This is a genomic window from Prevotella communis (assembly GCF_022024115.1).
Classification (GTDB): domain Bacteria; phylum Bacteroidota; class Bacteroidia; order Bacteroidales; family Bacteroidaceae; genus Prevotella; species Prevotella communis.
In genome coordinates this window covers 2092090-2105959 of record NZ_CP091792.1, presented here as the reverse complement: position 1 = coordinate 2105959, position 13870 = coordinate 2092090, and the positions used below count along the sequence as shown (strand labels likewise).

General features: G+C 40.5%; 13 protein-coding genes. 1 reads left to right on the top strand and 12 read right to left on the bottom strand.

What is annotated here, in order from left to right; genetic code table 11:
- Nucleotides 1-3 precede the first annotated feature (3 nt).
- From L6468_RS08565 to L6468_RS08545, 5 genes are read right to left on the bottom strand one after another with little or no spacing between them, the layout of a single operon-like run.
- Complete coding sequence (locus tag L6468_RS08565; RefSeq protein WP_237792932.1) at nt 4-1257, bottom strand: sialate O-acetylesterase; 1254 nt, start codon at nt 1255-1257, stop codon at nt 4-6.
- 11 nt (nt 1258-1268) lie between these two features.
- On the bottom strand, nt 1269-2102 hold the full coding sequence (locus L6468_RS08560) for an alpha-1,2-fucosyltransferase (protein WP_237792931.1): 834 nt from the start codon (nt 2100-2102) through the stop codon (nt 1269-1271).
- Between the two features lie 51 nt (nt 2103-2153).
- Nucleotides 2154-3128 (bottom strand): glycosyltransferase, encoded by a 975-nt coding sequence (locus tag L6468_RS08555; RefSeq protein ID WP_237792930.1) that lies wholly within the window; start codon nt 3126-3128, stop codon nt 2154-2156.
- Nucleotides 3129-3132: 4 nt separating this feature from the next.
- Complete coding sequence (locus L6468_RS08550; RefSeq protein ID WP_237792929.1) at nt 3133-4113, bottom strand: glycosyltransferase family 2 protein; 981 nt, start codon at nt 4111-4113, stop codon at nt 3133-3135.
- A gap of 5 nt (nt 4114-4118) precedes the next feature.
- Complete coding sequence (locus tag L6468_RS08545) at nt 4119-4910, bottom strand: glycosyltransferase family 2 protein (protein WP_237792928.1); 792 nt, start codon at nt 4908-4910, stop codon at nt 4119-4121.
- Between the two features lie 85 nt (nt 4911-4995).
- Here L6468_RS08545 and L6468_RS08540 point away from each other — a divergent pair, with 85 nt between their 5' ends.
- Nucleotides 4996-6072, top strand: a complete 1077-nt coding sequence (locus L6468_RS08540) for an acyltransferase family protein (protein WP_237792927.1) — start codon at nt 4996-4998, stop codon at nt 6070-6072.
- On the opposite strand, the gene L6468_RS08535 is transcribed toward L6468_RS08540, so the two are convergent.
- From L6468_RS08535 to L6468_RS08505, 7 genes are read right to left on the bottom strand one after another with little or no spacing between them, the layout of a single operon-like run.
- Complete coding sequence (locus L6468_RS08535; RefSeq protein WP_237792926.1) at nt 6049-6846, bottom strand: hypothetical protein; 798 nt, start codon at nt 6844-6846, stop codon at nt 6049-6051. The two genes, L6468_RS08540 and L6468_RS08535, sit on opposite strands and share 24 nt — an antisense overlap.
- Nucleotides 6846-8111: an ABC transporter ATP-binding protein gene (locus L6468_RS08530; RefSeq protein ID WP_237792925.1), complete on the bottom strand. Its 1266-nt coding sequence runs from the start codon at nt 8109-8111 to the stop codon at nt 6846-6848. The genes L6468_RS08535 and L6468_RS08530 overlap by 1 nt, the downstream gene beginning before the upstream one ends.
- Nucleotides 8112-8123: 12 nt before the next feature.
- The gene (locus L6468_RS08525) at nt 8124-8975 is read right to left on the bottom strand and encodes an ABC transporter permease (protein WP_237792924.1); all 852 of its coding nucleotides are present in this window, start codon (nt 8973-8975) and stop codon (nt 8124-8126) included.
- A gap of 11 nt (nt 8976-8986) precedes the next feature.
- Entirely contained in the window at nt 8987-10243 is a 1257-nt protein-coding gene (locus L6468_RS08520) for a glycosyltransferase family 2 protein (protein WP_237792923.1), read from the bottom strand.
- On the bottom strand, nt 10240-11445 hold the full coding sequence (locus tag L6468_RS08515) for a glycosyltransferase family 2 protein (protein WP_237792922.1): 1206 nt from the start codon (nt 11443-11445) through the stop codon (nt 10240-10242). Before L6468_RS08515 ends, L6468_RS08520 begins: the two co-directional genes overlap by 4 nt.
- Entirely contained in the window at nt 11442-12356 is a 915-nt protein-coding gene (locus L6468_RS08510) for a glycosyltransferase family 2 protein (protein WP_431356684.1), read from the bottom strand. The genes L6468_RS08515 and L6468_RS08510 overlap by 4 nt, the downstream gene beginning before the upstream one ends.
- Nucleotides 12338-13864, bottom strand: coding sequence for an O-antigen ligase family protein (locus tag L6468_RS08505; protein ID WP_237792921.1), 1527 nt, complete (start codon nt 13862-13864; stop codon nt 12338-12340). Before L6468_RS08505 ends, L6468_RS08510 begins: the two co-directional genes overlap by 19 nt.
- Between the last annotated feature and the right edge of the window lie 6 nt (nt 13865-13870).

Sequence of the window (13870 nt, the reverse complement as noted above, 5' to 3'; positions counted from 1 at the left end):
TTCTTATTTTGATAGTTCTTTAGACTCAGATTCATCTGATAATGGAATCTTGATGCTTGGGAGATCGAATTGATAACACCAATGATTGTTGGAGTCACGAAGATTTCCACGTGGACCATGAAGATTGCCACTCTTCATATAGTCACCATTTACAGCATAACGAATTCGGCAGCCTATCGGTGATTCTGAACAGAGAATTATCACGGAATTATTATCAATGTCAATGGACTGAGCAATGTCTTTATTCTTATCATTGATTACGCTAAAGCCATAAAGGCGTGCTTTACTTACTTGGATAGTATCGAGTGTAAGGGGAGGGTTAGGTACATTAAATGCAATCTTGACGACGTTGTCACAGATTGTGGACCGTAGGGGAATTAGTCCACGGAAACGGTTCTCGCCTTTGATGAGTTTGAACGCTGTTTCTGCCGCAAGTGCACCGATGCTTTGTTGGCCTTTTGCATCAATATGTATCTTCTCGTTGACACAAGCATATGGATAAGTAGGTCCACTCGCCCAGAAATGAGGATTGTCAAGTAGCAGTTCCACAAAGGTCTGAGGAACTTCTGTTTCCTTACATAGAAATGTGTCTGCTTTAAAATTTATGGCTCTTCCTAAGGAATTGGACTGATAGCAAATGAAAGGAATGCTGTCCTTTTGTTGGGTTATCCGCAGGATATCATCATTCATGTCTTTCCAGATTTGAGTCAACATGTTTTGATATACAGTATTGGGATAGTCCACGATGTCAGACTCTCCTTGCATCCAGCAGATTGCTGGAATGAAAAAATCCCATCCTCGCTCTTGAGATGTCTCGAATGCCGTTTGTATGTTTTCAATAAATCTCTGATAGGGTAAAGTTCCTTTGCTTAGGTTAGCAATGGCTGTGGCTCCTTGTCCACCAGGGAAAATACAAATCAGGGTGTCTTTTCCAAATTGATCTGCCAATATCTGTGCCATTTTATATACAGATAGCTCATAGGCACGTTTCTTATAACCTATTGCCTTCTTGAACCATTGTTTTTTATGGTCGTTATCAAAGTATCCGAAATGATGGTCCAAATTCTCTGTTACAATGCGACCATCAGCATAGGCAGCCAAAGAATCGAAATCCGTCATGCGTTCAGCCTCCTCGCCTAATGCCAGACTCTGACCATAGACAGGAATGCAAACCACCGTCTTATGTTCGTAATTCTCCTGGCAGGCGGTAAACAGAAGGCTTGCTATTGTTGCGATGATAATTGTGAATGCTTTCATGCTTATTGTATTCATCCTAGATAAAAAGCCTGCTTATCTTCATTCATTAGAATTTGTAGACCATTAGCAAATGTATCCATGCGGACAATTGGTGAGAATGATTCTTTCGTAAATGAGGGATTCGCATTAAATAGTTGGCAAAGTGGAACATCGCCATAAAACGAGGCCCATTGGGAGAAACTGCTGGGAGGGCCAACGATGTAATCACAGCGACTCAGCGCATAGAGGTCGGTAATGGCATCGGCGTCATTGATGAAGAATGTGTCATTTTGTGTAGTGGACACATTGAAGGGCTCGTTGGAACATATTAGAAAGCGCACTTTTTGTCCTTCTTCACCAAATAAAGAACGTAGTTGCTCGAGGACCTGTGCATAGACACTATCGGCATAATAGTATTTACCATCAAGATATTCCTTATAGTCACCACGGCGCACATGGACCCCAATAGTTATTCCGTCATAGTTCTCAAAATAGCTGTTTACACGATGAATTACGTCGTCCGCAGGCTTGAAAAGTTCTACGATTTTACTTTTCTGCTCTACGATAAAGGAAATATCGCTGCGATGCTGCCATCCATCGATAAAAGAGAAACACTTTGTCTTATGTGCCTTACGTAAGTCCGTTGCTATTTCAAGATGCCTTTTCTCCGACCATAAGGCGAGTCGCCATTCCAGTGGGGCTGGCGTGGGACGGTTGTGACTGCAGAGGAAACGCACTTGATGGCAGCGCTTCAGATGGGGAAATAAGTCTAAGTATGATTGCTTTGCAAAGAAGACATTAAGTTTTTGTTGCTTATGCAATGCATAGGCTAGTGCCGGAATAAAGGCCCATAAACGGTTGCACATCTGTGCGTAGTGTTTTACGTATAGTAGCATAAGTGTCAGTATTGTTTTTATTTAGCGATTTCGTAACGACAAATAGAATAGGTATAGCAATGTGAATAGTCGGCTTCCGATAATCTTGGATGCAGCCAACCATGATTTCTCAGTATGCTGAGAGGATAGAATCTCATGCCATGTTGGGAACATCTTGGATAATAATTGCTGGGCATCTGTTGTATTGGCACTGGGATTGGTCTGCTTGGCAATTATCAGTCGTCTGTAAAGACGAGTAAAAGCCTGTACCTTCTCTGTAGTCATATTAGGAAAGTCTTTAAAACAATCGTAGATGACTGCATGGGCATAGAACAGGTCGAGATGCTTGTCGAAATTATACTCATATGTGTAGGACTCCATGCGTTCGCGCTGGTAGTAATAGAGTCCTTGGTCTGAGATATATACAGCGTTGGCTTGCTTTACGAATTTGGGTACTAAACATGTATCCTCAGAGATGTGCCCTACGTTGAAGTGGACATCATTCCAAAGATGGCGCTTATAAATTTTGTTCCAAATGACATACTCCAGAGGGGTGCCAGACCACCAGTTGCGGAAAATCTCCTCTGCGCCTTTCAGCAATGCTACTGCTGGTCGATGATAATCAGGTGTGTTATGCTCATTGATGTAGTTGCAATAAGGATATTGTAGTATGTCAACATCTTGATGCTCAATCAAATAAGTCATGTTTAGGGCGTAGGTCTCAGAAGCGAGAAAATCATCGGGATCGACAAAGGTAAGATAGTCGCCCTTCGCTTTTTGCAGTCCTGTGTTCCTGGCTGCACTGACACCAGCATTCTTTTGGTGGACGACGATAACACGTGAATCCTTTTCCGCCCAATTGTCGCACATAGTAGACGAGCCATCTTGTGAACCATCATCAATCAGAATCAATTCTATATCACGGTATGACTGCGACAAGATGCTCTGAACACTTCTATCCAGATAGGCTTCCACATTGTAGACGGGCGATATGATGCTTAATAAAGAATTCTTCATCTCTTTACACTTTAGATTTTCTATATTTCATGTAGAGACAACTAGGCAGATATGTAATCAACATCTTTCCAATTTTGCTAAATCCACAGAGGGCATAATGCTGATTGAGAATGGATTTGTTGCGTTTGATGAATCTGAGAATTTCTTTAATTCGTGGGTCTGCGTAGTATTCTGGGAATAAAGCCACTTTACCCAAGAGCTCGTTATGGTACATGATAATATGTACGGTGCTCCAATGCTTGATAGTGTCAGACTCATTCTTAACAGCATTTTGAGTGACTTTTACTCTCTGGATTCGATTGTCGATATACTGGTAGATGTGGCTTTTGAAATAGGCATGAGCAAGTGAATTTTCGCGATGCGTATATTCGTAGAGTGGCTCATCAACGATAACAGTTGTCTTTGCATGAACAAAAGCACGGATGTTGAAGATAAAGTCCTCGTCAGTACGAAGACCAGAATCATTCTCGATATGGTTGTCAGTGAGCATCTGGCGCTTGTAAAGCTTAGTCCAGCACTGAGAATAGATTTTGTCTTTGGAGAAAAAGTGAATGAGTCCTTCTTCGTGGTTCAGGACATATTGCTGGTTGGTGCTGTTGAGATGTGATACATTGCCTTGCTCGTCTATCTGTTTGTAATTGCAACAAACAATATCTGCATCATATTCATAACCTGCACTTACCATTTTGTTAAGCATCAATGGCTCCATTCTGTCATCACTGTCTGTGAGAGCAATATAGTTTCCTTTGGCAAGTTTGAGCCCTTCGTTCTTGGCTGTTGCAGGACCTGAGTTTTGAATATGGAGCACATGGATGTTTTCATGTTTCTGAGCATAATCATCACAGATAATGGGTGATGCATCAGTAGAACCGTCATCAACAAGAATAATCTCTAAGGAGACATCTGCTTGCAGAAGAATACTGTCAACGCAGGCGTTCAGATATTTTTCTGTATTGTAAACGGGAATAATAACACTTACATCCATACGGCTTATTTTTTGCGGGTGAATTGTAATATAAGACTTGTAAAACCTTTCACCAGTCTGCGTGCACCTACTGTCTGAGTAAGGAGAAGTGACTGGTCAAGTAATTCATCATCAACAGGTGTCAATAACTCGTAGTCTTCTATGATTCGTTGAGGAAAGAGTTCTTTCAGGATGATTTCACGCTCCTTAGTCAACAGACCGTTTGAATTGGTGCTTATGCCGTTGATGTCATAGTCGGCAACGACGACATCGCTATTACGGAATGTACAGTTGTCAAAAACAAGAGCCTGAATACAGAATTTCCAGTCAGAGAGTATTTTGTAATTCTCATCATAAGGATGCTTTACCATCAGTCCTCTTTTGATAAGCATCGCTTGATGGGGTAGGCTGCCACGCATTAAGTCTACCAACGTGATGGAAGACTTGTGGTGTCCGCTTGGTGTAGTCGAATTGCCCTTTAATACTTTTCCACAAATGATATCCTCCTTATAGTTAGTTACAGAACTTAAAACATTTGGTGAATGAAAACAATCGCCAGAATTCATGAATACCAAATAATCTCCTTTTGCCTGAGCAACACCTTTATTCATAGCATTATATACGCCTTTATCTTTTTCTGAGATCCAATAGTTGATGTGGTCTGTATATTGCTTGATAATCTCTACACTACCATCTGTAGAACCACCATCAATGATGATATACTCGTAGTTCTTGAATGTCTGATTAATAACACTCTTGATTGTGTGTTCCAGTCCTTCTTTATTATTATAGTTAATGGTGATGATGGAGTATCTCATATGATGATATTTTTTGCAAAGATAACTTTTTTTTCTGACAATTCTCTAGTGTTGTCGAATTATTTTTGTATTTTTGCAAACAAACATGGGAAAAATAGTTCATAACAATTACATTACTGTTGCAAAAGCGATAGGAATAATCTTAATGGTGATAGGGCATTCTGGTTGTCCTGCATTGCTGTTTAGATTCATCTATTTGTTCCACATGCCATTATTCTTTTTTTGTTCTGGCATCTTTTTTAAAGAAATAATATCAAAAGATAATGCTTTCGTTTTTTTGAAGAAGAGATTTGTGGGTTTGTATGTGCCATTTGTGAAATGGTCTGTGTTTTTTCTTTTAATTCATAACCTTCTAATTCTGGTCGGGATATATAATTCACAATATGGTTTTGAAGGAGGTTCTTTGTTCTATGGAATTAAAGAAACATTGAATAATTTGGGAATGATTTTGTTTACGATGCATGGTTATGATGAACTATTGGGAGGATTTTGGTTTATTCGAGCATTGTTTTTATCATCATTGTCAATCGTAGTTTTTTCAATCCTGCTACGTAAAGTTCCAATGTATAATCATGAATTAATGTGCTTGATATTTCTTCTGTTAACGGTTCTTATTAGAAGATATTTAAATAATACGGAATTATGGAGTGATATGTCAATGGGTACTTTTGGAGCTTTGTTTTTTATTGTTGGTAATCTTCAGAATCAATATGGAAATATTTGGAAAAATAAATATGTACTTGCGACGTGCAGTTTGACTCTAATGCTTTCGATGTTTTATTTTGGTGACGTTGTAAAAATGGAATGCGGATATAATAAAGTCATTCCTTATGCAATTGCTGCCATTTCTGGTATATTAGCTGTTTTATTTTTTTCCTATGCATTAGAGAAAAAAGCGTCATTAATTTGTCCTGTCATGTATTATATTGGAAACCATACGTTATTGATTCTGGCACTTCATTTCCTTTGCTTTAGGCTTGTTAGCGTAGTTCTAGTCTTTATTTATAATATTGACTTTGTTCATGTAGCAGAGCATCCTGTTATACAGAATATCGACACCTCTATTGGTTCTTGGTGGTGGATGTTGTATGCTTTTGCTGGTATTAGTATTCCTTTATTGTTGAAATATGGAATAGATTCACTGATAAGTAAAGTAAGATGATATTTTATACTTTACTATTTTGAATTGAATTGCAATTTTTCCAAAAATTCTAAGCTTTCTATGAGTTGACGCTTTGTAAACTTGCATTAATTGCATCCATGAATAGGCTTTATATAATACTGTTTTCTTTTTGTTTGGTGTAGTTTCCTGATACGACTCACCGGTTGTTCCTGAGATGCCGGTAATAAGAGGCTCTTGGGTAAATGGAATAAAGCGGAATGATGATTCTAAAACTGTGGAAGCAAGGACATGTTCAAAGAATACGCCTTTTCCATCGTTCATCTTTTCTTTGTTTATTAAAAACTCTTTATAAAAAGGGACAGTTCCACAGAAAATACGACTATCAGCAAATTTTAAGTCAGAATGAAATAGGCATGTCACAAAGTCATGCTTGGAAGTCTGAGAATTGATGATTTGACGGATGTTGTTGATAATGAGGCGGCCTGTAATTTTAATGATAATACAGTTGTCTTGGATAAAAGAAGAATGCTGAAGAGCATAATCTATGATTTCTGCTTCACCATAGCCTTTGCCTCGCTGCTTGTTTTGATTACCAGAAAAGGTTAGAATTTCTAATCGTTCCTGTTTGTTCTCGAAAAGTGGGCTGATGTCTGTATTGGAATTCTCGCAGAAAACAATTTCGCAGTCAGTATTACTTATATAATAATGTATAGCGTCCACATACTGCTTTTGCCTTTCACTAACATCGTTTAAATGTGTGAAAGGCATCCCATTGGGATTAATGCATCCTGTGAGCAATATGACTGTCTTCATTATTTGTCGTTGAGGCCCATAAAACCGTTGTCTATTTGGTTCATGGCAGAACCGAAACCTTGCTGATAGCCCATGGTCTCGAGGATACAGCAGTTGGGCGCCTTAAGCTGATATTCCACCATGGGGTGATGGAGAAACAGATCAACATAGACAGCACCACGTGTGAGAATCTCTGGCAGTTGGATGGTGCGCTCTATCACGAAATCACCTGCAGGCTGATGCTGAATGTCGCCCATATAATGGCCTTTGGCATAGGTGGCATAGGGCATACCGTCCTTGTTTCGAATAATAAGCATGACGTCGTAGTTCAGGTCCTCCTTAGAATGTCCCTCAATCTTTACGGTCAGTTCGCGTTGATTACTTTGAATGGTGGACTCAGAGAGGTTAGTACCATTGATTTCTATATTGCTGATTTTCAACGTACTCTTGGTGAATTTTACATTATCGATGATCTTCTCCTTTTGGGCACTATCATCAATCTTCAGATAATGCTCAAGCGTATCAGGAATGTTACCAATGAAATCTACCATACCGTTTTTCAGCATGACGCCACGTGTGCAGAGACTGCGAACTGCTGCCATATTGTGACTTACGAAGAGAACGGTGCGACCTTCGCCCTTGCTGACATCCTGCATCTTGCCGATGGCTTTCTTCTGGAATTCAGCATCACCCACAGCCAGGACTTCATCAACTACCAGAATCTCTGGTTCCAAATGGGCTGCAATGGCAAAACCCAGACGTACCATCATACCTGATGAATAGCGTTTAACAGGCGTATCTACGTATTTAGCGACACCAGCAAAGTCGACAATCTCGTCGAACTTGCTTTTGATCTCAGCCTTGGTCATGCCCATAATAGAGCCATTCATGAAGATATTCTCACGACCAGTCATCTCAGGATGGAATCCCGTACCGACTTCCAATAGTGAAGCAATGCGGCCTTTGATTTTGATGTCTCCAGTTGTAGGTGATGTGACGCGCGAGAGAATCTTTAACAAGGTTGATTTGCCTGCACCATTCTTACCCACGATTCCTACGACATCGCCTTGCTCTACCTTGAAACTAATGTCGCGCAGAGCCCAGACGAAACGACTGTCGCCCTTTTGGGTGCGGTCGTTTGTTTCGCCAATCTTCAGATAGGGGTCTTCCTTACCTCTGATATGTGCCCACCAACGATTGAGGTCCTGACTTAGTGTGCCTGTACCAATGGAGCCCAGTATATATTGTTTGCCTACGTTGTTGAATTCTATAACAGTGTTACTCATAGTCAGAATGCGTTAGATGACGTCCATAAAGTTGCGTTGTACGCGGTTGAAGATCACAATACCCAACATCAGGATGATGATGGTGAAGGCAAAGCTATAGCCTAAATAGAACCAGTTGAACTCGCCAACGCCAGTGAAGGCATATTTGAAGGTCTCAAGAATAGCTGTCAGAGGATTGGCCACTAGCACCCAGATATACTTGGGATAGGTGTCTTTCATTACCGATAGAGGATAGATGACAGGTGTGGCATACATCCACAACTGAATGCCAAACGTTATGAGGAATCGCAAATCGCGATACTTTGTGGTCATCGAAGAGATAATCATCCCAAAACCTAAGCCCAAAGCACCCAGCATGATGATGAGTAGGGGGATGAGCAGAAGTGCGACATTGACTTGAAAATCAATCCCAGAGGCGAAATAATAGATATAGACCACCAGGAACAGGGCAAACTGGATAGCCATCTTTATCAGATTTGAGATGACAATAGACAAGGGAACAACCAGTCGGGGGAAGTAAACCTTGCCGAAAATGGCCTGATTGGCATTGAAAGTATCTGAGCATTTACTGAGACAGTCCTGGAAATAGTTCCAACATACGAGACCTGCCAGATAGAATACGGCTTGTGGAATGCCATCAGTGGAAATACCTGCAATGCCGCCAAATACAAACATGAACATGATGGTGGTAAACAGGGGCTGGATAACAAACCAAAGCGGCCCTAGTATGGTCTGTTTATAGAAAGTGATGATATCGCGCTTGACATACATGGATAATAAGTCACGATAGCGCCATACCTCGCTCAAATCAAGACTGAACAGGCGGTTCTTATTTGTAATGATGATATCCCAATCGTTTGACATATGCTTATACGTTATTTATCGTGAGTGGTATGAATGAATTTCTTGTTTTTGTGATTAATTTTTATGATATTTAGTAACATCTTCCAGACTAATGCTGGGAGTGCTATGAGTTTGCTGAATAAAGTTTTTCGGTGCATACGCTTTGGTATCGCTAGAAAAAGTGCGATACAAAGGCTAATGAATAGAAACCACCATTTAAGATGGAAGATGGAAGATGGAAGATGGAAGATGTATGAACTTGTGGTTGCAATCACACACAATAGTGGGATGAGGGCAAGAAGGATAGAGCGGGGAATAAGGGCCTGCTGAATAGTTTTGTCGATATAATTGATATTTCTGGCGATGATGGCCTTGGGAACATCAGGGAGCATCTGGAATAATGCTTGCACCTGACCTGTCATCCAGCGGAGACGCTGACGCTGGAAATTGTCGTTATCGCTGACTTTCTCGTCTAGAACATGTATATTTTCTGCATAGTGGATATAAATGCCTTGCATCATGAGCAGAGCTTCTAATTCTCGGTCTTCTACGACAGTATTTAGTTTTGTGACATTGGATTTAAACCAATTGTATTCAAAGCACATTCCTGAGCCAATCAGGGCAGAGGACATACCAATGCGGTTGTGTCCTCGACGGAAGATGCTGTTGTTGATTTCTTCGCTGAGTCCATCCAAAGCTGCAATGTTATTATTAGCATTTTTTGCAGTGCGATGACATTGTATGGCAATACCTGGGTGGGCGATTTGACTGAGACGTGATAGGAAATCTGGAGCAACGATGTTATCGGCATCGAGAATAATGACAAAGTCATAGATGTCTGATGTCTGATGTCTGACATTTGAGACTGTATATTGCAGAGCTTTGGCTTTGCTGCTATTCTCGAAGGTGGGTTGGAGTAGGGTGATGGGGAGGACTGCCAATTTTTCATTGGTAGAGACATCCATGTGGTCGGAGATGACACAAAGATGGTAAAGGTCTTTGGGGTAGTCCTGTTGGAGGAATGACTTCACCGTATTGATGATGACTGCATCCTCGTGATATGCAGGGATGAGGACGAGGAAAGATGTTTGATGTCTGATGTCTGATGTCTGATGTCTGCGCTCGGGCTCTGCTCGCTTGCTACCAAAGGGACGCAAGATGGCTGATGGAAGATGTGTTTTCTTGGGAAGATGAGATGCAAGGGCGAAGAATAGGACATACATCACGTTGGCTGCTATGACAAGCCATAGCAGGACATCTATGATGGTGATGATGACCTGTATGTTCATTGTTTTCTTGCTCTTAATTTATGAATGATGTGACTGAAGGCATCCAAACGGGCGCCAGTTTCGTCTCGGCCTGCTCTGAAGATATTGAAGAGAGCACCAATAGTAATGAGAGGAGCACGAAGGAAATCTCGATCCCAATTTTTATCAACGAGATAGTCAGGGGTGGCTAATGCATAGGCAAAAATGGCGATGGCTGTGATAGCCCACCATTTTAATGCCAACGTGAAATAGATAAAGGGAAGGGTGAGGCACATGATGGAGACGATGCCCATCATGATGGTACGAGGAATGAGTGCCCATTGGATAATCTTGTCTACAAGGTCATACTGGCTGTTCATGAAAGCAAGAGGTATGAAACGGAAATTGCTCAACAGGTTATGGAGTTGGATATAGGTCCAACGACCACGCTGAATGTTGAAATCATGTACCTTACGTGTCTTCTCGTCATACACGAGAATATCTTCAAAATAGTCGATGTATATGCTGTCACGTACCAATAATGCTTCCAATTCCTTGTCTTCTCCAACTGCAGAACGAATCTTCATAATGTTGCGCTTGAACCAGGCAAAGTCGAAGACAGATCCAGAGCTATTGAGTGAGGCCGACAGACCCACAGCTTGATGACCACGGCGGAATATGGTGTTGTTAATCTCTTCAAAAATCGTGTCTAAACGGGCAATAGCCGTATCACGATTACGTGCCATACGATGGGTTTGGAATGCTTTTGTACCAGCGGCTTCGAAAGCATCGTTGACTTGTTCTATAAATTCTGGTTCTACGATATTGCCAGCGTCAAGAAGGATGACAGCATCATATATCTTAAACTGAGGCAAGTTGAGTATGGCATATTGAAGTGCCTTGACCTTTGTGCTCCTCGCAAAATTGGGCGTAAGCAGTGTGATGGGCAGTTGTGCTAATCGCATGTTAATCATCTCGCTCTGATGACAAGAGATAACCACGATATCAAAATTCCTTTGGGTGTAGGTCTGTCCTAAAATGGAGTTGACTGTTTCAAGAATCCTAACATCACTTTTATATGCGGGGATTAGGATGATATAACGGTTCTGTCCTTTTGCTTTGGGAGGAGTCGTGGACGTTCTGAAAATTGCAGCAATTGCAAAGAACAGAATATACGCTACTGTTAATGCAACAGGCAGAAACAGTACCCAATCAATTGTATATAGTATCCACCAGAAGTTCATTTCTCGAATTGATAATTGAAAATTGATAATTGATAATTGATAATACCTTTTATCGTGGCTGATGCAAGATTAAACTGCCGATGCATGATGTATCTGCAGATGTCACGTGGAGCAACAACAAGTAATAAATATGTATATGTAATATATCTACGTAGTCCTTGTATGTTACGTTTAACAAACAACAGACGATTACGTGTGAGGTAATATGTCTTTAGTGGGCTGTTTTGGCCAGTTGCCTGGCTCTCTTTGTGATAGATGGTGCAGGCTGGTTCGTACCAGATAGCATAGCCTGCTCGTGTGAACATCATGGACCAGTCGAGTTCTTCGTAATAAAGGAAATAGCATTCTGGCATTAGTCCAACCTTTTCAAGAACTTCACGTTTTACCATCATGGCTGCACCATGGGCGTAGGGGGTTTGGTGAGCAGTGTCATACTGACCTTTGTCTGTTTCGCCAAAGCCTATCGAGCGGTTACGCATTGTATAGCGAGAGAGTGGGGTATAGCCTGCGAACTGAATTGGGTAATCATCCCATGCAAAGCGTATCTTCGGACAAACTGCCCCTATCTTGTCATCAGTCTCTAAACGACTGATAAGATGTCTGATGTCTGAAGTCTGAGGTTTGAGAATTACATCATTGTTGATGAAGAAAAGGTATTTGCCTTGAGCAGCTTTGATGCCGAGATTGTTTCCACCTGCAAAGCCGAGATTCTTTTCACTACGAATCACTTTTACTTGTGGATAACGATTGGTAATGATGGTAGCTTCGTCTTCCTCGGAAGCATTATCTACCACGATTACCTCAATGGACTTATCCTCTAAAGGTAATGACTCAATTAACTCACAGGTGTCTTTAAGCCCGTTGTAATTGATGGTAATGATAGATATTATTATTATTTCCAACTTAGCCAAGTTTTTATTCTAGATTTCTCTCGTTTTTCTTTTTTGATACGTTTCTTTTCTTCTATTAATGCTAATTTCTTATTTTCCCACTCAATCCATTCTTGTTCTATCCATGGCAATACATAGACTATACTTAAGCCCCCATAAAAAACCAGACAGTTGGGGAACTGCATTAAAACTTGATTGCCATAGCCTCCTAATTGTTGGGAGACAAAGGCACAACAAAAACCAGCTCCAATTCCTCGGAGTGATGGACTTTTTATACGAAATAGGACAATCCAACAAGCTCCTATTAACATAATGATAGTTGTAATCAAGAATACTGTAATTCCTATTTTCCCCGTACGTATCCATATGAATACGTATTCTGAATCTGGGGGAACTGTGGCCATATATGCATATTTATTGTTGGTAGGAACTTCATTTAATAAACCTATTCCCCATGGTGCTTCTTTCATGTATCTTTTCATGGCGGTTTGGTTTATTGTTCGTACACTAGCAGATGCATCATTGGGATCGAATGCTGTGCGCATACGTCGAATTTGTTGGTTACCTTGGCCAATGTTTGTAAAAGCAAGAATGAAAAATGAAAGACTGAATATAATCGTAAATGGTATAGCGATTTTTATGGACTTTGAAAGGAAAATGTATGTAAAAAATCCTGCACCCAAACAAAAGGTTGCCGTGCGCGTACCAGAAGGAAACATTGCCCAAATACAAGCAATGCCTGTAATTAAAAAATAGTATTTTAACTTTTTGATTTTACTGGTGATGCCAAAGATAATAAATGCAACACCTGTTGACGCGATTCCTATTCCAAAGTTTGCCGCATCACTATAAATGGAAAAATAGCGAATCAAGGATCCACCTTGCAAAATATGAGTGGATCGGCCACGTGTCTGAATCCAATGATTTTCTGCATTGGTAAATCCAAAGCGTTGTTGTTTCCATACCCAAAAAGCCGCAAATAATGCTAATGCTCCCCATAGGAAAAGATATTTCTTGAGCATTTCTGGGGAGGAAATGTATAGAGAAAAAACCAAAAAGGCATAAACCAATTGAAAGGCCATCAGTCGGGCAGAGGTATACCAACCTCCAACGTTTAGTCCAAGGTTACAGGTGTTGTTGAATAGCTCTAATGTACAATATCCACTCCATATAAGTAGACATGCAAACATAACATTGAGTGTTCGCTCTAATTTTAATTCTGCCACATCCATGAATGCTAATGCGAGTAAGAGAAGTTCTAACATCTCATTAGGCAATGACATGGGAATTGGGAGCGTAAGATCTTTAAGCTGGATAAAATAATTTGTAAAACAAAGCAACCAAAAGGTAAACATGCGTTGCTTAAAAGAAGTAATGACAAATAATACGCCAATTGGTAGAATGCAAATAATCGCAAAAGCATTGAATCCTGCGGTAACGAGTTCATATATTGCCAATATGAATAGGAGAAAGAGTATGATAACTCTTCCTCCGCTTAAACTGCTTGATGTAGTTCTAAGTGTATTCATAGTCAC